This is a genomic window from uncultured Kordia sp. (assembly GCF_947496985.1).
Classification (GTDB): domain Bacteria; phylum Bacteroidota; class Bacteroidia; order Flavobacteriales; family Flavobacteriaceae; genus Kordia.
In genome coordinates this window covers 91,777-114,411 of sequence record NZ_CANMEZ010000006.1, presented here as the reverse complement: position 1 = coordinate 114,411, position 22,635 = coordinate 91,777, and the positions used below count along the sequence as shown (strand labels likewise).

The 22,635-nt window shown below is 33.2% G+C and carries 18 protein-coding genes; 8 read left to right on the top strand and 10 right to left on the bottom strand.

What is annotated here, in order from left to right; genetic code table 11:
- Positions 1-27 precede the first annotated feature (27 nt).
- The 3 genes from Q0828_RS16065 to Q0828_RS16055 form a co-directional block, all read right to left on the bottom strand.
- Positions 28-1,254 carry a TolC family protein gene (locus tag Q0828_RS16065; RefSeq protein ID WP_298423309.1) on the bottom strand — a complete coding sequence of 409 codons (1,227 nt, stop codon included), beginning with the start codon at positions 1,252-1,254 and terminating at the stop codon, positions 28-30.
- Positions 1,244-4,942 (bottom strand): efflux RND transporter permease subunit, encoded by a 3,699-nt coding sequence (locus Q0828_RS16060; protein ID WP_298423306.1) that lies wholly within the window; start codon positions 4,940-4,942, stop codon positions 1,244-1,246. The genes Q0828_RS16065 and Q0828_RS16060 overlap by 11 nt, the downstream gene beginning before the upstream one ends.
- A gap of 100 nt (positions 4,943-5,042) precedes the next feature.
- Positions 5,043-5,456 (bottom strand): hypothetical protein, encoded by a 414-nt coding sequence (locus Q0828_RS16055; RefSeq protein ID WP_298423303.1) that lies wholly within the window; start codon positions 5,454-5,456, stop codon positions 5,043-5,045.
- Positions 5,457-5,670: 214 nt separating this feature from the next.
- On the opposite strand from Q0828_RS16055, the gene Q0828_RS16050 reads away from it, so the two are divergent.
- Positions 5,671-6,513, top strand: a complete 843-nt coding sequence (locus Q0828_RS16050; RefSeq protein WP_298423300.1) for a mechanosensitive ion channel family protein — start codon at positions 5,671-5,673, stop codon at positions 6,511-6,513.
- Positions 6,514-6,578: 65 nt separating this feature from the next.
- Here Q0828_RS16050 and Q0828_RS16045 read toward each other — a convergent pair whose 3' ends face one another.
- The 3 genes from Q0828_RS16045 to Q0828_RS16035 all read right to left on the bottom strand — a co-directional run bounded on the left by Q0828_RS16045 (position 6,579) and on the right by Q0828_RS16035 (position 9,583).
- A complete protein-coding gene (locus tag Q0828_RS16045; protein ID WP_298423297.1) occupies positions 6,579-6,818 on the bottom strand; it encodes a hypothetical protein in 240 nt (79 codons plus the stop codon).
- A 198-nt stretch (positions 6,819-7,016) separates the two neighbouring features.
- Positions 7,017-7,388 carry a response regulator gene (locus Q0828_RS16040; RefSeq protein ID WP_298423294.1) on the bottom strand — a complete coding sequence of 124 codons (372 nt, stop codon included), beginning with the start codon at positions 7,386-7,388 and terminating at the stop codon, positions 7,017-7,019.
- A complete protein-coding gene (locus Q0828_RS16035) occupies positions 7,379-9,583 on the bottom strand; it encodes a PAS domain S-box protein (protein ID WP_298423291.1) in 2,205 nt (734 codons plus the stop codon). Before Q0828_RS16035 ends, Q0828_RS16040 begins: the two co-directional genes overlap by 10 nt.
- 140 nt (positions 9,584-9,723) lie before the next feature.
- Between Q0828_RS16035 and Q0828_RS16030 the strand changes: the two genes are divergently transcribed.
- Complete coding sequence (locus Q0828_RS16030; protein ID WP_298423288.1) at positions 9,724-10,449, top strand: hypothetical protein; 726 nt, start codon at positions 9,724-9,726, stop codon at positions 10,447-10,449.
- 91 nt (positions 10,450-10,540) lie between these two features.
- Here Q0828_RS16030 and Q0828_RS16025 read toward each other — a convergent pair whose 3' ends face one another.
- Together Q0828_RS16025 and Q0828_RS16020 are read right to left on the bottom strand one after the other, a co-directional pair.
- Entirely contained in the window at positions 10,541-11,341 is an 801-nt protein-coding gene (locus Q0828_RS16025; RefSeq protein ID WP_298423285.1) for a hypothetical protein, read from the bottom strand.
- Between the two features lie 19 nt (positions 11,342-11,360).
- Positions 11,361-11,936, bottom strand: a complete 576-nt coding sequence (locus Q0828_RS16020) for a hypothetical protein (RefSeq protein ID WP_298423282.1) — start codon at positions 11,934-11,936, stop codon at positions 11,361-11,363.
- 687 nt (positions 11,937-12,623) lie between these two features.
- On the opposite strand from Q0828_RS16020, the gene Q0828_RS16015 reads away from it, so the two are divergent.
- From Q0828_RS16015 to Q0828_RS15995, 5 genes are all read left to right on the top strand, one after another.
- Positions 12,624-13,370 (top strand): DUF6261 family protein, encoded by a 747-nt coding sequence (locus Q0828_RS16015; RefSeq protein ID WP_298423280.1) that lies wholly within the window; start codon positions 12,624-12,626, stop codon positions 13,368-13,370.
- 73 nt (positions 13,371-13,443) lie between these two features.
- A complete protein-coding gene (locus Q0828_RS16010; RefSeq protein ID WP_298423277.1) occupies positions 13,444-13,737 on the top strand; it encodes a GIY-YIG nuclease family protein in 294 nt (97 codons plus the stop codon).
- A gap of 703 nt (positions 13,738-14,440) precedes the next feature.
- Positions 14,441-15,922, top strand: a complete 1,482-nt coding sequence (locus tag Q0828_RS16005; protein ID WP_298423273.1) for a ParB/Srx family N-terminal domain-containing protein — start codon at positions 14,441-14,443, stop codon at positions 15,920-15,922.
- A 106-nt stretch (positions 15,923-16,028) separates the two neighbouring features.
- The gene (locus Q0828_RS16000) at positions 16,029-17,600 is read left to right on the top strand and encodes an AAA family ATPase (RefSeq protein WP_298423270.1); all 1,572 of its coding nucleotides are present in this window, start codon (positions 16,029-16,031) and stop codon (positions 17,598-17,600) included.
- Positions 17,601-17,603: 3 nt separating this feature from the next.
- The gene (locus Q0828_RS15995; protein ID WP_298423268.1) at positions 17,604-18,503 is read left to right on the top strand and encodes a DNA adenine methylase; all 900 of its coding nucleotides are present in this window, start codon (positions 17,604-17,606) and stop codon (positions 18,501-18,503) included.
- Between the two features lie 21 nt (positions 18,504-18,524).
- Here Q0828_RS15995 and Q0828_RS15990 read toward each other — a convergent pair whose 3' ends face one another.
- Both Q0828_RS15990 and Q0828_RS15985 read right to left on the bottom strand, forming a co-directional pair.
- Positions 18,525-19,145: a JAB domain-containing protein gene (locus Q0828_RS15990; RefSeq protein WP_298423265.1), complete on the bottom strand. Its 621-nt coding sequence runs from the start codon at positions 19,143-19,145 to the stop codon at positions 18,525-18,527.
- A 223-nt stretch (positions 19,146-19,368) separates the two neighbouring features.
- On the bottom strand, positions 19,369-20,550 hold the full coding sequence (locus Q0828_RS15985; protein WP_298423262.1) for a hypothetical protein: 1,182 nt from the start codon (positions 20,548-20,550) through the stop codon (positions 19,369-19,371).
- 391 nt (positions 20,551-20,941) lie between these two features.
- Between Q0828_RS15985 and Q0828_RS15980 the strand changes: the two genes are divergently transcribed.
- Positions 20,942-22,603, top strand: coding sequence for an AraC family transcriptional regulator (locus Q0828_RS15980; RefSeq protein WP_298423260.1), 1,662 nt, complete (start codon positions 20,942-20,944; stop codon positions 22,601-22,603).
- Positions 22,604-22,635 lie beyond the last annotated feature (32 nt).

Sequence of the window (22,635 nt, the reverse complement as noted above, 5' to 3'; positions counted from 1 at the left end):
TTTTATAATTATAAATCAACATTTTCATTAATCTTGTTGTGTTAAAAAAGCGACAATAGCGGCATTTGTAAAATAGGTTTGTACATCTTTAACTTTCTGTAGTTCAAAGCCTAATTTCAATTGATCCAACGCTAATAACTGTTCAAAATCCATCTTAGCTGTTTGATATGCTGCTAATATTACTTCTTTTGCTTGCAATGCTTGTTCAATGTTTTCGTACTGAGTTTCAATACTTTCTTTCGCATTTTTCATTTTGTTCCCGGCTTCTTCCAAGGCAATCAATAACTGATTCTTTACTGTAATCTTTGTTTGTGTCAATGCTTCCTGTTCAAGTTGTAATTGTTTTTGCTTCGCAATGTGTCTCTTATTAAACAAAGGAATTGATACTGTAACCATTGGCATAATAACATCTTTTCCATTATCGGGTAACGAAATACCCGATCGTTCAGAAACCAATACATAATCGAGCCCGAAACCAATGGACGGATTTCCTTCTTTCTTTGCTACAATTTCCGATTGTTGCAGCGCGTTTTCTAAATAATCTAGTTGTTGTAACTTTGGATGTAGCATAATGGCTTCATCGGTTAAAAAAGCTTGTTTTTCAGGAATATGTAAAGAATCTAGCACAATCACTTCTTCTTGAATAGGTTTATTTAATAATAAATTGAACCGAATCTTTTTACTGTCAATATTCTCCAAAATTGTTTGAAACTGTTGTACAAGCGTGTTCTTTTTCATCTTAATGTTCAACACATCAACCATGTTTGTGCGGTTGTTTTCCAATTCGTTCAACGCCAACTTTTCATACGTATCCAAAATTTCAATATGTTGCTTAGTAATTGTATACTGTTGTTGTAACGTGTACAATTCGTAATAGGCAATTTTCACATTCAGCGAAAGCTGCCTTTTTAAAAAATCAAGTTCACTCTCTTTGGCATTTGCTATGTAAGCTGCGTTTTTCTTTTTCGCGCTAAGCGTACCAAACCAAGGTATTTTTTGACTTGCCGAAAATCGAGCTCTTTGTGGCCCAACTCTGGTTTCTACTGCTTGTGCAAACACACCAACGCCCAATTGTGTATTGGGTAAACTGCCTACTTCGTTTACTTTTTCCAACGCGCTTTCATGCTGAAATTGTTTGGCTAAGATTTCTGAACTGTTTTTTTGGGCTTCCGCCAGATAGTCCTCTAATGTTTGCCCGTTGGCAATATGTACCACTAAAAAGCAACTAAGTATATATATAAAATTATGCTTCATGTGTCTGTTTTTTTAAGGTAATTTCTTTATGCCAACTATATAAAACGGGCACTATAAATAAAGTAATGAGGGCTATGAGCATTCCCCCAAAACTTGGTATTGCCATCGGAATCATAATATCACTTCCACGACCTGTAGAAGTTAGAATAGGTACCAATGCTAATAAAGTAGTCGCAGTTGTCATTAAACACGGACGAATACGTTTTTGTCCGGCATGCACTACGGCTTCTCTAATTTCTTTTGTGCTGGTAGGTTTATTCTTTTTGAATGATTGTGTTAAATAGGTTGCCATAATTACGCCATCATCGGTGGCAATTCCGAACAAGGCAATAAATCCTACCCAAACCGCAACACTTAAATTGATGGTTTTAATTTGAAATAACTCACGAAGATTGGTGCCAAAAATAGAAATGTCTAAAAACCAAGCTTGTCCGTAGAGCCAAATCATAAGGAATCCGCCAGCAAATGCTACAGCAATTCCCGCAAATATAAAAATGGACGTCGCTACAGATTTAAACTGAAAATACAGAATTAAAAATATGATAATCAATACAATTGGAACAATAATCAATAACGTTTGTTCGGCACGTACTTGTTGTTCGTAGGTTCCTGAGAACTCAAAATTAACTCCTTTAGGAACAGTCAAACTACCTGAGTTTATACGTTCTTGAATAATAGTTTGTAATTCTTCAACCAGCGTAACTTCCGCAATGTCTGATTGTTTGTTAAATAATACATAACTCACCAAAAAAGTATCTTCACTCTTAATCATTTGTGGACCTTTTTCATAGCCGATGCTTACAATTTCTTTAAGTAAAATCTCGGCTCCATTTGGCAATGGAATCTGAATGTTTTCCAACTCGGTAGGGTCGGAGCGCAATTCACGCGGATAGCGAACTCGAACATTGTAACGTTCGCGTCCTTCAATGGTTTGTGTTACCACTTTACCACCAATGGCAACTTCTAAAATATCTTGTACTGCTTTAATAGACAATCCGTAGCGTGCAATTTTATCACGGTTGATGTCTAGTATTAAATAAGGTTTTCCAATCAAGCGTTCCGCAAAAACGGTTTCTTGCTTCACATCAGGAACTTCTTTTAAAATGCTTTCCAACTCCAGACCAAAGGCTTCAATTTGTTCTAGGTTTTGTCCTTTTATTTTAATTCCCATAGGTGATCGCATACCTGTTTGTAACATAATCAGGCGCGTTTCAATTGGTTGTAACTTTGGTGCAGAGGTAATACTTGGCAGTTTGGTAGCTTTTACAATTTCTTTCCAAATATCATCTGTTGATTTTATATGCGGTCGCCAATTGCGATAGAGCTCTCCGTTTTTGTCTGGAATTAACATTTTTCCTGTTACATTGAGCTTACTATTGTTCTGGATAGCGCTCGAACTAACATTACGTATAAACTGTCCCTCATCATCTACTTTAAAACGTTGTGGCTTTCCTGTTGCATCCAAGATATACTCAGGTTTGTAAATAATGATATTTTCATACATTGACAATGGTGCAGGATCGAGCGCACTTTCCACACGACCTGCTTTTCCAACTACGGTTTCTATTTCTGGAATATTGGCAACTGCCATATCCAATTGCTGTACTATTTTTTTGTTTTCAGCAATGCCTGCATGTGGCAAGGAAGTTGGCATAAGTAAAAAGGAACCTTCATTCAATGCTGGCATAAATTCTTTTCCAGTGTTACGCCATATTTGTACACCAGCAACTAAAATCACCAACGGAATGCTAAGAAATAGTAATTTATTCGCTAATGCCCAACTCAGTAAACGTTCGTAGTATTTTATAAAGACTAAAAATGTGCCAATAACTATTACGCAAGTAACTGCTACAAAAACAAGGTTTATAGCTAAGTTATTAGTGTATCCCAACGGTCGCCAATAACTTGTAAGGAAACCTAGTAGTGTTGCAATTGCAGTGATAAACTGTATTCGTTTCGCTACCGTTTTTGTAATGAATTTTTTTAGTTGAGATAAATTAACACTAGCAAGCAAAAGTAATGGAATTCCAATATAAATGTTGTGTGTCATTGCATACGTTGCAAGTGCAATGAATAAAAAATTGAGTATATATATCAGTTTTTGCGAAATATTTTTCCAACCAAATACCCAAGCGGCTAATGCAGGTAAGATAAACAAGGTGACAATAATGGCAGAAACCAACGCCATAGTTTTAGTATAGGCAAGTGGACTGAATAACTTCCCTTCGGCACCCACCAACATAAATACAGGAATAAAGCTTACAATAGTCGTTAATACTGCTGTGAGAATGGCACCTGAAACTTCCGAAGTGGCTTTGTATACAAGTGTGTTTATTGGTGTATTCTCTGTATCTTCTTCAAGATGTCGTGTTATGTTCTCAATTAGTACGATACCCATGTCTACCATTGTACCAATAGCAATGGCAATTCCCGAAAGGGCAACAATATTTGCGTCTACTTGTCCGAGCTTCATCGTGATAAACACAAATAAAACAGCAATAGGCAATACACTAGCAATGAGTATGGAAGCTCTTAAGTTTAACACCATAATGATGATAATCAGTAATGTAATGAGAATTTCTAATGATAAGGCTTCTTCAAGTGTATGTAAGGTTTCTTCAATTAGTTCTGTACGATCATAAAAAGGAACAACCGTTAGTTGTGAAACACGTCCATCGTTGAGTGTTTTGGTAGGTAAACCGTTGGCAATGGTTTGTATTTTATCTTTTACATTGTTAATTACTTCCATCGGATTCGCGCCAAAGCGAGCTACGACAACGCCACCAACTACTTCGGCGCCTTCTTTGTCTAAAATTCCTCTTCTTTCGGCCGGACCGAGATATACTTTCGCAACATCTTTTACACGAATAGGTGTAAAATCTTCGGACTGTATGGTTGTATTTTCAATGTCTTCAATTGATTTTATATAGCCCAAACCGCGAACAACATATTCCGCTTGATTTATTTCAATAGTTTTTGCGCCAATTTCCTTGTTGGTATTCCTAACAGCATTCACTACTTGCGTTAAGGAAAGCTTGTACTTTTTTAATACATCTGGGTTTACATCTATTTGATATTCTTGTATATAACCGCCAATAGAAGCAACTTCTGATACATCGGCAGCACTTGACAAAGCTGGTTTTACATAGTAATCTTGTATACTACGTAATTCCTGTAAATCCCAACCACCTGTTACATTTCCTTTGGCATCTCTTCCTTCCAAGGTATACCAAAATATTTGCCCCAATCCTGTAGCATCAGGACCAAGTGTGGGTTGTACATTTTCAGGTAATAATGAGCTAGGCAAAGCGTTTAACTTTTCTAAAATTCGGCTACGACTCCAGTAAAAATCTACCTCATCATTAAAAATGATATAAATACTAGAAAAGCCAAACATAGATGAGCTACGAACCGTTTTTACCCCAGGAATTCCCATCAAAGCAGTTGTTAACGGATAGGTGATTTGATCTTCAATATCTTTTGGTGAGCGTCCTTGCCATTTGGTAAATACAATTTGTTGGTTTTCACCAATATTAGGAATAGCATCTACTGCAACTGAGTTTTTAGGAAATGCACCTAAGTTCCAATTGAAAGGAGCTGTGTTGAGTCCAAACCCTATAATGACAAAGAGTAGGAGTACAGCAACGAGCTTATGATTTATTAAAAATTGAATGCTTTTGTTGAGCATAAAAGTTGATATTTATACATACGAATGTGTTAATAATTGCATAGGTGCTATGTTTCCAAAAAGAAAAAATCATTGGAAAACAACGTTCGTAGTATATATATCAAATTAAGAAAGTTTCATCGAGGAGCTGAATGTCCTTGACCAACGGAGGTGGAATGTATGGTTTGTATACTGCTTTTTCTTGATCTTCGGCAGGAAGCACGAATATGTAGCTGTATACAAATGCTGTAATAAATGTATGTGTAGAAAAAGCAATATCGTTGTAGTTATACTGTAATTCGTCTTGTCCTTGTACAAAGGTGCTAATGTCATTACAACATGGCGTTTGTTGTACTGTTGTGCTATCAGAAGGAGTTTGTGCTAACTCCATTCCGCAGTTTTCAGCAGCAACACCAATTGCCATGCTCATTTTTTGTCCACCACAAATATGTTGATTAATGGTAAATGAAAATGTAGAGCATAACACTAAAAGTGCTAATACAAACGAACAAGTATGTTTTACAATTTTTTGCATTTGAATTGTAAAAGTACGAAAGTTTTTTTAGAATGAAGTATTATTAGTCTGTTGGTATATGAGTAGCTATGGACTGAGGTACTCGAAGTCTAACAAAGAATGCTGAGTAAACGATGCGCTAGTACTTTTTACATGTTATTATTCTTATAAAAAACGTTCTTTTTTACTTTTACTTTCTGCAAAACTACGCTAGCTTTGTATAAAACTGTACGCCATGTTATCTTTATTAAAATCGTATATAGATGTAAATACTATTGAAGGAATTTTATGGTATTCTTTTCTTGTTCTTTTTATATCGTGGGCACTTTCGCGCATATTCCGATTTATCCTTATTATTTTTTTAGAACGCAAACAACGTCAAAAACGATTTGGAGTGACAACCTTAAAGTTTATTAAAAACTCCATTCGTTTTACTTTTATAATCATAGGTGTTTTTGTCATCATTTTTACTGTGCCAAAGCTTCGAGAGCAAGCAGGCTTTATTTTCTCTGGAGCTGGAATTTTAGCTGCAATTATAGGTTTTGCAGCACAGAGCGCTATTTCCAATTTAATTGCAGGTTTGTTTATTGTCATTTTTAAACCCTTTAGAGTGGGCGATTATATAAAGCTAGATGATCAGCGTATTGGTATTGTAGATGATATTACATTGCGCCATACGGTGATTAATAATTTTGAAAACAAACGCTTAATTATTCCAAATTCGGTAATTAGTACAGAATCTGTATTAAACCATACAATTGACGATTCTAAAGTATTGAGCTTTAATAATTTTTATGTTGGCGTTCACGCAGATATTGATCAAGTACGTGAAATTATACAAGAAGAAGCTTCACATTTAGATAATGTTATTAACCGTACTTTAGAGAATGATGTTGATGCTGCTGAGGTTCGTGTTATTGAAATTAAAGAAGGATATATACATGTTCGTGCATATATATGGCTTAGTGAACCTTTTGCTGAGTTTAAGACAAAATGTACGTTAAAAGAAGCAGTGCATAAGCGTTTTCAGAAAGAAAATGTGCATTTGCCTATTCCTCTGCATAAAATAGTAGAATAACCACAAAAAAAGCGAACCATTATAGTTCGCTCTTTCCTCTGGTAAATTTTAATTTTTCCTTGTTATTAGCAAATAGGAATTGTATTTGCATCAACTTCTATCGTTTTACAACGATTTCTAGAGTTATACGTACCGCAATCCAATTGGAATGTACAGTTAAATGTACAAATGATTGTTTGTGGTCCTGTTCCGCATACTACATAGTGTGTGTTAGGAACAAGCGCACCTCCACTAAGTGTGTTTTTGTTTAAGTTAGAAATTGTTGATTTTTTAATGTCTAAACTTTTTAACTTTTTTTTCTTCATGATGAATAGTTTGTGTAATTAATAATTAGGTTTCTTTTACAATGTACTTAACTGTATAAAACATTATTTCACAATGTTTTAGTTGCCTTCCGTACATGTGTAAATAAGAGGTTTGAAGTTAAAAAGAACCCATAAAAATGTAGTACGGTTTTACCATAAAAAGCAGTATTGTGCTTGTAAATGAGTAAGTTATATCTGTTAAAGTTTTAGCTTGTCTATTTCTGAACGCAGTTGCGGAAAGTCAATAGGTTTAGAAAAGTACTGATCAAACCCTATGTTTTTAAAATGTTTTTCATCGCCAGGCATGGCATAAGCCGTTACTGCAAATACAGGTGTTGTTTTAACTACTTGAAGTTCTTGTAGTTTTTTAAGGACTTGGCAACCATCCATTTGATTTTTTCCTAAGTTGATATCCAATAGAATTAAATCGAGTTCGTTTTTTTGTGCAATATCAATGGCTTCTTTTCCGTTTTCGGCTATGATAATATTAGAGCCGTTTTGAGACAGCATTCTGTCCATTACCATGGCATTTACCTTGTTATCTTCTACGTATAGTATTTTTAGCTGCATATAGGAAGAGTTATGATAAATTCAGAGCCTTTTACAACTTCACTTGTTACTGTAATACTACCATCAAGGATTTCAATATAGCGTTTGGATACACTTAAGCCAATACCTGTACCTTCATACTTACGGCTTAGTCCAATGCTTTCTTGTACAAACGGATCAAATATTTTGGTAAGGTTTTCTTCTTCAATACCTATACCTGTATCTTTTACAGAAACAAAAGCTGTTTCGTTTGTATCATCGGTATAAATATGAATTGTAATGTTTCCTGTATGTGTATACTTTATGGCATTGTGAATAATATTATTGAAAGCCGTACGAAACAATTCTTCATCAATTTCTACGTTGGGTTGACTTTCGTCTAATATAAGCTTGTAATTAAGCTGTTTCCCTTCTGCCAAATGATCAAATTCTCTGTATGAACTTTCTACAGTATAATTTAAATCACATACTTTTAAATCAATATTAGCTTTGATGGCTTCTATCTCACTAAAGTTTGATAAGTTATTAATGGTTTCCAGCAAGCGTTCTTTACTTTCATTAAGATAGTGCAATAACTTTTCGCGTTCGTCTTCGTCTTTTTCTGTAATAAGCAAATTACTAATAGCCATAATACCATTAAGTGGTGTGCGTATTTCATGGCTAAAGTTGGCAAGTATATTCGTTTTAAGACTGTTGAGTTCTTGCTCTTTTATATGTGCTTCTTTAATAGCAAGTTCTGCCATTTTTCGTTCCGTAACATCTAACAATCCTATTAATACAGAAGTTACGTTTTGTTGTTGATCAAAAATGGGAGAATATTGTATTTCTAACCATTGTGAGTTTCCTTCCGTGGTAACACGTTCCAACTCTTTACGAGTCATGTTTCCTTTTAAAGCTTCATTAAAAGAATAGGCAAACGTATGCTTAAAGTTCAATGGCAATACATCTATAAAGCGACAATTTGTTTTATTTGGGTTTACATTAAAATCTTTCTCAATAATAGCTACCGAAGCTTCATCTGTAAGTAATACTTCTCCTTTTTTATTTAATAGAAATGTGAATAAAAAACCATTATTCACCATAGCTTGCAAGCGACGTTGATTTTTAAGAATCAGTTGTTCATTTATTTTTCGTTCATCAACATCAATCAAGTTTCCAATCATACGACTTACCTTTCCATCGGTATCTTTTTTAGAATAGCCATATACTTCATAAAAACGATATTTACCATCTATATGACGCAATCGGTAATGATTAAAATAATGTGGATCTTCTTGCTGTAAATTGTTTAGGTGTCGTGTATAGGCTTCTTCCACATCATCAGGATGAATCATTTTTCGGAATTCTTCCTCGGGTACAAAATCTTCAGTAAGTGAGAGTCCTAACATTTTTCGAAACGATGGACTGTAGTATACCATATTTGTAGTTATGATATGATCAAACAAGCCAGAACGAATCCCTTTGAGTGCTAGCTTTTTCGTTTCTTCACTATGTTTTAGTTGTTCTACATAGGTTTGCATTTCTGTAACATCAACCACAATTCCATTCACAAAAATAACCTCATCATTATGAATCAGAGGCTCTGCCATGATACGGAAATAGTGAATTTCGGCATCTTCTTTTTCGTTTACCTCAACAAAGTCAAACGATTTCTTTGTGCTAATTAGTGTTGCAATATGTTCACGAACACGGTCTCTATTTTTTTCTTGATATGAATTTTGTCGTTTGTGTTCTCTGTCTGGATCATTTGGGTCAATGCCATGCATGTTATAGCATTCGTTAGACCAATAGAGTTCTGAAGTTTTTGGGTTGTAGTACCAAGTAGCAATATCGCCAAACTCTGAAACTGCCATAAATACTTGATGTTCCTTTTCTTGCTTGGTCGTTTCTGTACCAATGGCATAAATGACATCGTTTTCCTGTGTAAAATCGAGTTTCAAGGTTAATACGCCATCTTCCGTAGTGGTACAAAACTTTATATATTGATGATGAATAGCTTCTGTTGTCTTAACCGTATTTAGAATTTCTTGAAGATTTGCTTTGCAATTATCCAATACAAAATTGAATATAGATTCACCAATAATGTTTTCTTTTGAAGCATAAAAATGTTTTTCAGCATGTGTATTTATATGCTGAATGTTGCCTTTGCTATCAAGTATAATGAGGAATAAGCTCGATTTTTCTAAGACACTCGTGTGTAACTTGTGGGTATGCATTAATAGGTTGATGAATTTCGGTTACTAAAAATATGAAATTCATTTGGATTGTATTGATCATTTAACAATTTAATTCTTAGTAGGTGATTGTTTTTAAGAATAAAACGCCAATTAAAAATTCTAAATAAAAAATAGACAAAATGGAGTTGAAGCCAATATTTGATATCTTTATAGCTAACAGCAAAGCAATGCATAAAGACGCCGTCATTGTACAAAAAATAGAAGCATTATTAGCAAAGGATTATCAGCAAACTCCTTTTCATAATCTAATGATGGAAGAAGAGCGTACGGAAGCTAACCGAGCATTAGGCGGCACTTGTTCCGACAAAGCACTGTACTTTAAAACTATATTAGCCAACAACGGCATTCGTACACAATTGCATACGGCGCATATTGGAGGTATTGCTAGCCATCGGTTACTGTCTCTGTATCTTCATGGAAAACGATACTTTATAGATGCTGGTTCGGGCTGGCCGTGTATTAAACTATTTCCAGCATTTAAATCGAGTTCATTTACAGCTTTCGGAATCGAATTTCGCGCCAAGCTTACCCAACTAGATTTGATCATAAGTATAAAAATAAGTACTGCGTTTAATCCTTTTATGATTATTCCTTTAGCGGAACAATCACAAACAGCAATAGAAGCCGCCATTGCTAACCGATTTCATCCATCTAATGTTTATCCGTTTCAATACGGTTTTCAACTTACATTTGTAAAAGGGCATCAATTCTTCTTTATAAAAGGTGATCAATTACGTATTTATGAAGATGGGAAACCATATCAAGAACAGCAATTAACTCCTGAACACAAACAGTCGATTATAGCGGAAAACTTTCCATCACTTTTAAGGTATTATACCATATAGTATTATTTGACTGCATAGGAATGTTCGTTTTACAAATTAAAAAAAACAACCCATAGTAAATAGTGAGTTGTTTTTTTAGTACATGTATACATTATACTTCTAAGTCGCCATCATCGTCAAAAGTTGCTTCTGAGAATTCGAGTAAATCGTCATCAATCATTTTAAAGGCTTCTGTACCAGTTGGTAACATTACATTTGCTCTAGCGGTTTCAAATATTGGCTTACCAAGGAATGGTTTTTTTACTTTCGATACTTTAAACAAAGGTGTAAGTCCTTCCTTTGCTATGATTTCTGCTGATACGTTAGTGTTATAACTTATGCCTAACTCAAGTTCAGGGTTTGTAATACTTAAGGCTTTGTTTTCTATACCTTCCGTATTATTTACTTTAATGTCTACTGAACCCTTTTTTGCAAGTGACATTAGTATTGTAGAGCTATCGGCAACGGCTAATTCCGTAATGACTACTAAATCTTTATCCCATTTATTTTCTTTATATAGTTTTAGAATTTCTTTGCCGAGCGCAAACTGACTTTCTATGGAATGATAATAAGTGCCTTCAGCTTCAAAAAAGATGGCTTTTTCTTTTGAAAATGAAATATTGAACCCTATATCTGAAGCTTCTAAAGTACTCCCTACCGGAATTTTCATATTTGCTGCTTTGGCAGTAAACGAAACACCACTTTTAGAAACATATTTTAAGTTATCTGGCGTAGTATCTTTTCGTACAGTAAAATCAATTCCAAAATCACTTTTAATGTTTCCCAATCGGGTAAATTGTTTTCCTTTTAATACGCCAATATCTCCTAATTGTAAAGGAACACCTGGTTTCCATGTAGCTAGGTATTTAAAATTTCGATACAAATCTCTTGTGTACTTTCTACTTAGTCTCATAATTTTTGTTTTTTAATTGTTATAATTCTTCTTCTGTAACTCTAAACCATTTACAAAATCGTCGTTCAAATATGTTAATATTGTCAACTCTCCCATAGTTGTCTTCTTTCCCTTCCGATACAAAAAAGCAATGTTTGCGCGAAGCACCTACAGCACCTTTATATCGCTCAATGTTTCGCCTCTTAATATTCTTTATGTGGTATCGTAAGCCTAACCAATCGGCACCATGTGTATACCATTCTCCATTGTTTAGCGTTTCTATAGCTTCTGTATAGGTCATATTTGGCAAGTCGTCATTTTCTTCTTTCTGGGCTCTTTTAGCCATCACAGCAAAGCATAGGTTGGCATAGTCAAAAACTTCTTTGTCATTAAGTAGCATAAATTTTGAACCTTCACTTGCCAATGTCAATTCTTCCTTCGTAATGTTTAGTGTATAGTCATCTTTCATTAATACTTTACAATCATTACCTTCCCATCCGTGGATAAATATTTTATTAATTCCAAATATTTCAATACCAGCTTTTATAATAGCAATGGCAACACAATTACCTTCGCCCCCTTGTTTAAATGCTTTAATTATATCTGTTGCTTCCATAGTATTTCGTATTTATAAGCGTAAAACTATACGCTATAATCATGGTAAAGAATACCCATGAGTAGGGATATTTCTTTGTTACATTCCTATTTTTAGTTTGTATAGCTTTTTAATTTTATTTTTTCGTTGTACTACAAAAAATACTTGAGGTTACGTATTTGTGTATTTCTTCTATGACCTAACACCCAAAAATTCAACGCTTATGAACTAATTGCGACGCTTATAGATTCTGTAGTACTTTTTTTAAAAAAATAATCGAGATTCACATCGTGAAACAGCAACATAATATGTTTTTGTAACAAAATGAAAGCTTGTTACAAGCTCATATAGAGGTTCCGAAGTTACCCGAAAGCATGCCGCAGGTCTGCAGGAAGGTTCCGAAGTTACCCGAAAGTATGTCGCAGGTCTGCAGGAAGGTTCCGAAGTTACCCGAAAGCATGCCGCAGGTCTGCAGGAAGGTTCCGAAGTTACCCGAAAGCATGTCGCAGGTCTGCAGGAAGGTTCCGAAGTTACCCGAAAGCATGTTTCAGGTCTGCAGGAAGGTTCCGAAGTTGCCCGAAAGCGTGTCGCAGGTCTGCAGGAAGGTTTCGGGATCGTATTGGCGGGCATTCAGACTATATTTAGTGTGCTGGAGCAAAACAGTTAATACATATTAAAACTGTATATATAATTTAAAGAAGAAACAGGATGAATAGACCTATGTTAGATCGCTACAGGAATAGCGAGTTTTTACAATACATGAAAGATGTATTAGAGTTAGTAAACACGAAAGATGTTGCTACGTTACAATTAGTAAAAGAACGTGATGCTTTGCAAAACATTGCTTTAGAAATGGACAATTTGTTTCAGCAGGAGCAAGGAAGTGGTATTACTCAAGAATTGATTGAGCTAGATACACGAAGAGATAAAGCATTTATGGGAATCAAAGGGTTGCTAGAAACACATGAACATCATTATGACGACACCATGCAATCCGCAGCAAGCAGATTGTTATATAATATGAATACGTTTGGGACTAATATACCACGATTGAATTACCAAGCAGAAACTGCCGTGATTGATAGTATGTTATCTGATTGGGAAACTCAAACCGATTTGTCTACAGCAATTACAACATTAGCAATGACGGATTGGGTTGCAGAGCTTAAAACAGCTAACGAAGCTTTTAACAATCGATTTTTAGCAAGAGTTTCCGAAAGTGCCGCTAGCACAGCTACAAGTTTTACCACTATGCGCGATGATAGTACAAATACCTATCGTGTATTGGTAGCACATATAGAAGCACATGCAACATTAGGTTCAGACGTAGCACACCAAAATTTAGCAAATGAGATTAGCGAATTGGCAAAGCAATACAATGTATCCGTAAATGCCCGCTTTAATTCAAGTAATACTAGTGAAGTACCGAGTGAAGAAGAAACTTCGAGTGAGTAGTCTTCACTTCGACTATGCTCAGTGTAAACTCTTAAGGTCACAAGAAACATGACATTAATTAAATAATGATACCATGCCCAAAGGTTATATGTATATATTAGAGTGTAGTGATGGTAGCTACTATACAGGAAGTACCAAATTTTTAGCAATTCGTTTTATGCAACATGTAGTTGGTAAAGGTGCAAACCATACCAAAAAGCGATTGCCTGTAAAGTTGGTATATGTAGAGGCATATGACCGTATTAATGAGGCATTTTATAGAGAAAAGCAAATACAAGGCTGGAGCCGAAAAAAGAAAGAGGCGTTGATAGCTGGAAACTATGAAAAATTACCAGAGTTGGCTATTGCCTATAGAGATATTGAGTAGCCTTCGAGAGCCTCAGGCTACAGGTTATTGAGAAAGATTGCTGAGTAGTCTTTGAGAGCCTCAGACTACTAGTTATTGAGAAAGATTGCTGAGTAGTCTTCGAGAGCCTCGGACTACTAGTTTTAGAGAAAGATTGCTGAGTAGTCTTTGAGAGCCTCAGACTACTAGTTATTGAGAAAGATTGCTGAGTAGTCTTCGAGAGTCTCAGACTACGAGTTATTGAGAAAGATTGCTGAGTAGTCTTCGAGAGCCTCAGGCTACTAGTTATTGAGAAAGATTGCTGAGTAGTCTTCGAGAGCCTCAGACTACGAGTTATTGAGAAAGGTTACTTATTAGAGCGCGCTGGCTGAGGTTACTCGAAGCCAGAAGTGCATAACTAAAAATGAATATTGTTTTTTTAATAGCTTTCGTTTCTTTTTGCAGATCGACTAACGAAAGCGACATTTGTTTATTTCTAAAACCATCCATACAATGCGAGTTGTTTTGGGTGGTTTTTTGTTTGTGGTGTTTACGGGTTTCCGTAAAGGAGATTTATCAATAAGGTGTAGTATTGTATAAATTACAGCTAAGCAATGATTTTTAATCATTAAACGTCATAATATTCCTAATAAATTTCTATTTTTAGTGGAAGATAATTTCATTATTTTGTTGTGACAATAGATGTACATGTAAATTAGGTTTAGTCAAAAAAGAAATGTAGAAGATGAATAATAATTATGATTGGTTAAATAAAAAAACACCTCGTTCGGTAGACCAGCTTAGACTTTGGGCAGGAAATCCAAGGTTAAATCCAGAGGAAACTCATATACAAATTAGTGATTTTGCAGAAGATTTGACATTAGAAGATCGTGATAAAAAACAATTTTTTAAGTTGATCAAGTCTATTACTGATGATGGTTTTATACCAGCCGACCCAATTGTTGTTTGGAAAAGTTTAGAAAATGGTAAATATTATGTTGCAGAGGGAAATAGAAGAGTATTAGCTCTTAAACTTCTTAGAGAACCCCAAAAAGCTCCTAAGAGTATTAGGTCCTTCATTAGATTACAATCGGCTAAAATTAACGAAAATGATATAGAAAAAATTTTAGTGAATGTAGCACCATCTTTTGAAGATGCGGAATGGTATATTAATCAAAGAAACAGCACTTCATCATTACACCTTTCTTGGTCAAGAGTTCAGCAGCAAAGATGGATTTCAGAATTATATGATAAATATAATGGAGATATTGAAAGAATAATATCCATTACCAAAATGAACAAAAGTGAACTAGAAAGTTTTATTAGAATATTAAAAGTAAAAGATTTGGTTAAACAAATAGAAGTTAAGGGGAAATTGACAGATGAGGAATATAAAAATGCTACTTCTTACAAGTTTCCAATAACAATATTAGAGCGATTCTTTTCAAATAAAGAAGCTAAAGAAAAGTGGGGTTTAGATTTTGATGGAATAGAATTAATTTTTAAAAATAAAATGGGTTTTTTAAATGCTTATTCAGAATTAATTAAACATATTGTAAATAAAGAGTCTGATTTAAAGATTGATACAAGGACTATTACGACAAATTTTAAAGAAATTTTAGAACATTTACCTAAGGTAAATACAGATGATTTAATTGAGGGAATTGAAGACACAAGTCAAGAAGAAGAAGAAGAAGAAGAAGAAGAAGAAGAAGAAGAAATTATTGATAATGCTCCTATAGAACCAATTACACCAGCTCCAGTAATAAAGAATAACCCTAATAGAAATAGACTAATATTAGATATTTATTCTTTAAACTCTTCGAGCTACAGACTCAATGGATTATTTAAAGAATTAAAATTAATACCTTTAAAATATAATAACTCAATTGCGGCATCTATTAGAATTTTTCTTGATCTAGCAATTTTGAATTATTTGAAAAGCGAGGATTTAGTTGGAAATTTATGTGGACACTATCCAGATAGTAATGGTTTAAAGAATATTAATTTAAGTAAACGACTTGAATTTGTCAAAACAAAAATGAATAGTAAATCAAAAGATATCATTCAAAAAATTCTTAATTCAAATAATGAATTAAGTCTCAATGTGTTAAATGGTTATGTTCATAGTGAAAGCACTCATTATCTTAGTAATCGTTTTTTAAATAATTTTTGGGATTTACTCTTTCCTTTATTCGAAGAGTTATTAGATATTAAAGAAAATTAATTATACTATTCAATACTATGACATCTCAGTACAAAACTTTCTGAACTTATTACTAATATATCAAAACTATACTTTAAATGAAACTGAATAATATCTTAATGCTTGTATGAAAATAAAAAAAATATCAATAAAAAAATTTAGGGGTTTTGAAGATGTAGAATTTGAAATGGGTACTAATCTAACCGTTATTTCAGGTCAAAATGGTACTCAAAAAACGACTATTTTAGGAATGTTAAGTCAACCTTTTTCTATTACGGCTACTGAAAATCCAATGTTAGGAGAAAAGCCGTTATCTGGAGGATCTTATAAATCTGCATATGCTGATAAATTTAAATTGTCGGAAAAGCATGATAATGCAGGAGAGCATGAGTGGACATTATATTTTGATGACGATAGAGAAGAACCTTATACAGTAGAAAGTATACATAGAGAAAAATCTAAAGGAACAATTCGTTTTTGGAAAAAAGGAACGAAATCTAAAGGATCAGGATACATACAATTACCCGTGATATATTTAAGTTTAAAACGTTTATTTCCTATATCAGAAGATAAGGGGATAAAAGAAGATGAGACTGTCATTCTAACTAATGAAGAATTGGAATTCTTTAGAAAGTGGCATAGTAAAATATTGCTATTAACAAGAGAAAGTGATAAAATTATCAGCTCAAATTTTCTTTCAAGTTCGAATAAACAAACTATAGGAGTGAGTACAAATCATTACGATTGGAAAGCTAATTCTGCGGGACAAGATAACTTAAGCAAAATTCTACTATCAATATTGTCATTTAAAAGACTAAAGGATAAGTATAAAGATAATTATAAAGGAGGTATATTGGCAATTGATGAAATTGCAACAACTTTTTATCCAGGTTCGCAAATTAAATTATTGGAAGTCCTTGTCAAATTTGCTTCAAAATTTAATATTCAAATTATCTTCACAACTCACTCATTAACAATTTTAAAAGAAGTAGCTAAACTTAAAAATGATTCTTATCGAAAAGAAGATATTAAGCTTATGTTTTTGATTAAAAAAGATGGAAAGGTGAAAATAAAGAATGATGTTAGTTATCTTTTTATTAAAAACCATTTCAATAAAACAATCACAGGTACTGCGGTAATAAAAAAAATAGATGTGTATACTGAAGATAAAGAAGGTGCTATATTTGCAAAATCTTTGTTAGGAACGAGAAAAACAAAATATTTAAATTTTATAGATATTACTTTAGGTTGTGGAAATTTAATTCAATTATCTTCGTCAAAAATACCTTCTTTCAGTTTCCCGAATTCAATGATTATTTTAGATGGAGATGTTAAAACTGAAAAAAAACAATATAATAGAGTTGTGCGACTAAAAAATGTATTATTATTACCAACAGAAGAGTCACCAGAACAAATAATTTCATCATACTTACATTCTCTTAGTGATAATCATGAACTCTGGAGAAATATAGATGAAACTTTTGATCACCAATACTGTTTTAAAAATTTTTCCAATGAAGAAATTCAAAATAATAGAGAAGCAGCAAAAAAATGGTTTAATTCTCACTTATCTTTATGGGGGAGAAATGCTAATAAGGTATTAAATTATTGGAAAAAAGATAATAAAGAATTAGTCGATAAATTTCACGAAGAATTTGATAAATTCCATGAAAGATTTATTAAAAAAATAGGTAGTTAAAAAATGTTCTATTCACCATTAAGATATCCCGGAGGAAAAAATAAACTATCCGCATTTATAGCTAAAATCTGTATAGATAATAACATAAATGGGCATTATGTAGAACCATATTCTGGAGGTGCATCAGTAGCCCTATTTCTTTTGATTGAAGGATTTGTAGAGAGAGTTACAATAAATGATAGAGATAGGTCAATTTATGCTTTTTGGCACTCTATTCTTAATAATACAAAGAAATTTTGTGAATTAGTTGAAAATGCTGAATTATCAATTACTGAGTGGAAAAAGCAGAAAGCTATTCAATCAAAAAAGAAAACAGCTAATTTATTGGAATTAGGTTTTTCTACATTTTATCTTAATAGAACAAATCGATCAGGAATTATTAATGCTGGCGTAATGGGTGGGATAGCTCAGAATGGTAATTATTTAATGGATTGTAGATTTAATAAAAAGGATTTGGTATTCAGAATAAAAAATATAGCTAAATATAAAAATAATATAAGACTTTATAAGAAAGATGCAATTAAGCTAATCGATAAAATTGAAAACGAAGCACAAAACGAGAATGTAATTTTTTATTTTGATCCACCATATTACTTAAAGGCTAGTACTCTATATCTTAATCATTACGAAGCTAAAAATCATAAAAAAGTAAGTGACAAGATAAAAGCTATAGAAAATATAAAATGGATAGTATCTTATGATAATGTACCTGAAATACAAGAGCTATATTCAGATTGCTCAAAAAAAGAATTTTCATTTAAACATACAGCCTATGAAGTAAGGGATGGTAAAGAAATTTTATTTTTTAGCGACAATATATATCAACCTGATATTGAAGATTGGAATCCACTAAGATTTAAATTAAAAAAAGGAAAAACTATTGAAAAAATTGTATATGTATAATATATTCAAGTAAGTTTTAAATCAAGCCTTCTTAATATCCCGAACATACAAACCAGTATACTTTTTAATAGTATCCATATCAACACCATCAGCTTTCATCTTACGAGCAATATCCATACGTCCAGCTTTGTCTGCTCGTTTCTTTTCAAACTCTAATTCAAGTGCTTTCATGGCTTCACTTTCACGGTCTACTACTTTGTACAGTCCGTTTTTGCGGAGTTGCTCCATAATGCCTTTGTCTTCAAAGCTGGTAAAGCCACTTTCGGTAATAATCATATTGTCTACAACGTCAATATTAATGAGTTTCCCAACCTTTAGCAATCGGTCAGCAAAGTCCTTATCACCATTAGATATTCGTAAATTACCGCTTGGGTGGTTGTGTACCATTATCATTTTTACGGCAAGTTTGTAGATTCCCATACGGAAAACATCGGGTGGATTTACATTGACGCGGTTTTGCGCACCTATAGCAATGAGCTCTATAAACAGTATGGTATTGTCAGTGGAGAGTCCTACTACCCAAAAGTGTTCCTGCGCTCTACGAATTTTGTTCTGACGAAGTAATATTTGTTGCATTACGCTGTAAACATCATGCGCATTGAGGACTTGTATTTTTTGATCTGCTGTCAGTCGTACGTTCATAATTCAAATATAGGAAATTTAGTATTGAGAAAGTAGTATTGAGATGTTAGTATTTAGTATTTAATTTTAAATGTTGAGTGTTGAATTTTAAATTAATTTTACTCATTACCAGAAACAAGGAATTAGGTATTAGTGTTGTGCTGGCTGAGGTTCTCGTTAGGTGGGCTGAGGTTTTTCTTGGGCTGAGGTTCTAGTTACGTGGGCTGAGGTTCTCGAAGCCCAGTTAATTACTCTTCTGATTAGCAACAATAGCATTCAATTCTGTTTTGAGATGTGTGTTTAGTTCCTCCATTGTCATTTCAAAGAGCTCTCTAAGCGTATGTTTTAATTCTTCATCGGATTTTCCACTATCCATTAGTTTGAACAAACCTTCTTTGCCTTGTTTTTCATATATAAGACTACATAGTAATGCGCCGCCCGAATATTTAACGGAAGATGTAAAATCTATAATAGTATGTCGTTTGTATTCATCAAAAAGATAATCTATGAGGTTGATATCATTTTTGAGGACATAGTCATTTAAAATTTTGAAGTGTTCTTTATAATCTAATTCAAGTGATCCTCCAAAGTATGTAGCAAAACCCTCTTCTATGATATCGTGTATGTATGGAAATTTATTATAAATGTATAGATGAGTCAACTCGTGCTCGTTGTATGCTGTGTTGTTGGCAGAAAGTAATAGTTTGTCTTTTGCATAGCAGACACCTCCATTTTGCTCATTGAAAAACATAGAATCGATATAATCGTATCCAATAAGTTTATATAATTGATGCTGGTTGTTACAGACAATAAATTTGTAGTTCACTTTTTCTACATCAAAAAAGTCGACGAGCCAGTTTTCGAATTCGTGTTGCTTTTTTATGTTGGTTACATTTACATGCCTATTTTTATCAAAGTAATAGGTTATGTTTTCGTATTGTTTCTGCTGCCAAGTAGCTATGTTATCATTAAAAGTATTTTTGAATACTAAATCTCCTTGATCGTTTTTTATAACATGCAAATTATAAATAGCATCTAAAGAACTGAAACCTTCAGGCGCGCCCATCATAGCTATTTTTAGTAAATATTTTTCGTTGTTCTTTTTCTGTAATGCTATTACAGTTGGTTGGTATGTAGGATATCCGCGGTTTATGAAACTATATAATTCTACATACGGAAGTTTAAAATAATTGGTGTCATTGGCGTCCCAAAATTTCTTGTAGTCACGCGAATCAATGATCTCTTCCAGGTTTCTTATGATTAAATCATTTTCCTTCTGGAGATGCGAAAATGCATCCACTTCATAGTCTATATATAATTTTCTGCTTTCTTCTTTTATATGCTCGGGCTTGTGTACTTCCTCAGTTTTTTTCGTATCCGTTTTGCATGAAAGTAAGATGATGAATAGTAAGCAAATTTTTTTCATATTGTATATGTATGGTATAGAGTAGAAACAGTTTTATGTGGTAAATTACCTTTTTGGAGTATCGTTACTTGTGTAAATGCATCAGTTTTATATACTTCAAAATTATATTCTTGTATACCTTCGCTAGTATGTTGTAAGTATGATGCATGTTTTGTGATGATAATCGTTTTTTTAATACGCATACTAGGAAATGATAGAGTTTAGTTTGTGATTTTGCTTGTAAGATAGCCAAACGAATTCATAAAAATAGTAGGTAAGTATACGGAGTTCTGTTTTTTTTAACTAAAAGTATGCACAACCGAATAACAGGAAATAGGAGCGAAGCTATTAATCTTCATTAAAATATTTATCGTAACTTTTTTGTCAATTCGTTTATAAAAAGAGTCTGTCCATGAAACAACTAGTACTATTACTATTCATTGCTTTCCTGAGTGTTGCTAATGCACAGGAAGATGTTTCGTTTGATAAATTGGTACAATCCTATTATAAAACCGTAAACGAAGACGCTTCCAAGGCATTGGAATATATATTGCAAGCAAAAAGCTTAGCAGTAGTAAGCGGAAATCCAAAGCAATTGGCAAAAGTAGCATATTGTATAGCTAATTGTAAGCTTGAATTGGAACAGAACAAAGTAGCTTTAGCTCATATAGAGTCTGCCATAGTACAAGCAATATCTTTAAATGACACCTTACTTGAGTATAAAGGTTTGTCTTTAAAAGGCATTATTCTTTCAGAATTGGGAGAAGATTCTAAAGCGTTAATAGCACATGCAAAAGCGAGAGCGTATGTAAACGAATTAAAAAATCCTATCTATGAAGTTGCGACACTTACCAATATTGCTAATATAAAAAAGCGACATAAAGATTTTGAAGAGGCTATTATACTGTATAAGGATGTATTGAAACTATTGAGTACTTTGAATGACCCAGTAAATGTTGAATATTACAGGCTTCTTGTATTAATGCATATGTCCGATACTTATCTATGGTTACAGAATACAAAGGAAGCAGCATTATATAATGAAGCTGGGCTTAAAATGACTAATAAAAAAAATGCCAGTGCATATTATCCTTTAGTAATGAACAAAGCTATTATTAAGTATCAAGAAGGAGCATACAAGCAATCAGTGAAACTTAGCAAACTTGTAGAGTTGTATGCAAAAGGCAAAAAGGAAGACTTATACCTTACGTCTTTGTTTTATCTTGGAAAGAATGCATATAAGCTAAAGTCTAATGAAGAATGCATTGAATATTTAGGAAAAGCCTATGCCATTATGAAAGCTTCTGATGATGTTAGTACGAATGAAAAAGAATTGCATGAGTTTTTAATGCTTGCGTATCATGAAACAGGAAACTCTGAAAAAGAATTGTATCATATTCAACAGTATAGAGTGCTTGAAAAGAAACAAAGTGCAGAAGATTTAAAAATAAATAATGAAACCCACACATTGATAGATATAGTTCCGTTAAAAACAGAAAATAATTTGTTAGAGGAACAACTAACGCAAGAAACGAAAAGTAAAAAAGGATTTGTTATGGCTTCGGTAACATTGCTAATTTTATTGATAAGTAGTGTTTTGTATTTAAAAATTAGAAACAAACGCATCCGAAAGAAATTTGACACATTATTGCAAAGAGTGTCAACGCTAGAAAATGATAAGAAGGAAAAAATAGTGACCCAAAAAGACACAGTATCAGACGAGAAGGTGCATGCCATTTTAAAAAGATTGACAAAGTTTGAAAAGAACGAAGCGTATTTATCGCAAGAATGCAGTTTGGGAGCTATGGCAGAAGAGTTTGAATCAAATACGGCGTATTTGTCTAAAGTAATTAATACACATAAGGGGAAATCGTTTACAGCCTATATAACCGAGTTACGAATAGAAACTGCTTTGGTAAAACTTAAAAATAATAAAACATTACAATCGTATACAATTATGGCAATAGCCGACGAGTTTGGTTTTAAAAGACAAGAAACTTTTTCGAGAGCTTTTAAAGCATATACCGGAATTTACCCTTCGCAGTATATACGAAACCTTAAAGAAAAAGGGTGATTTGTTGACGATTTATAAAGCGTCAATACTAT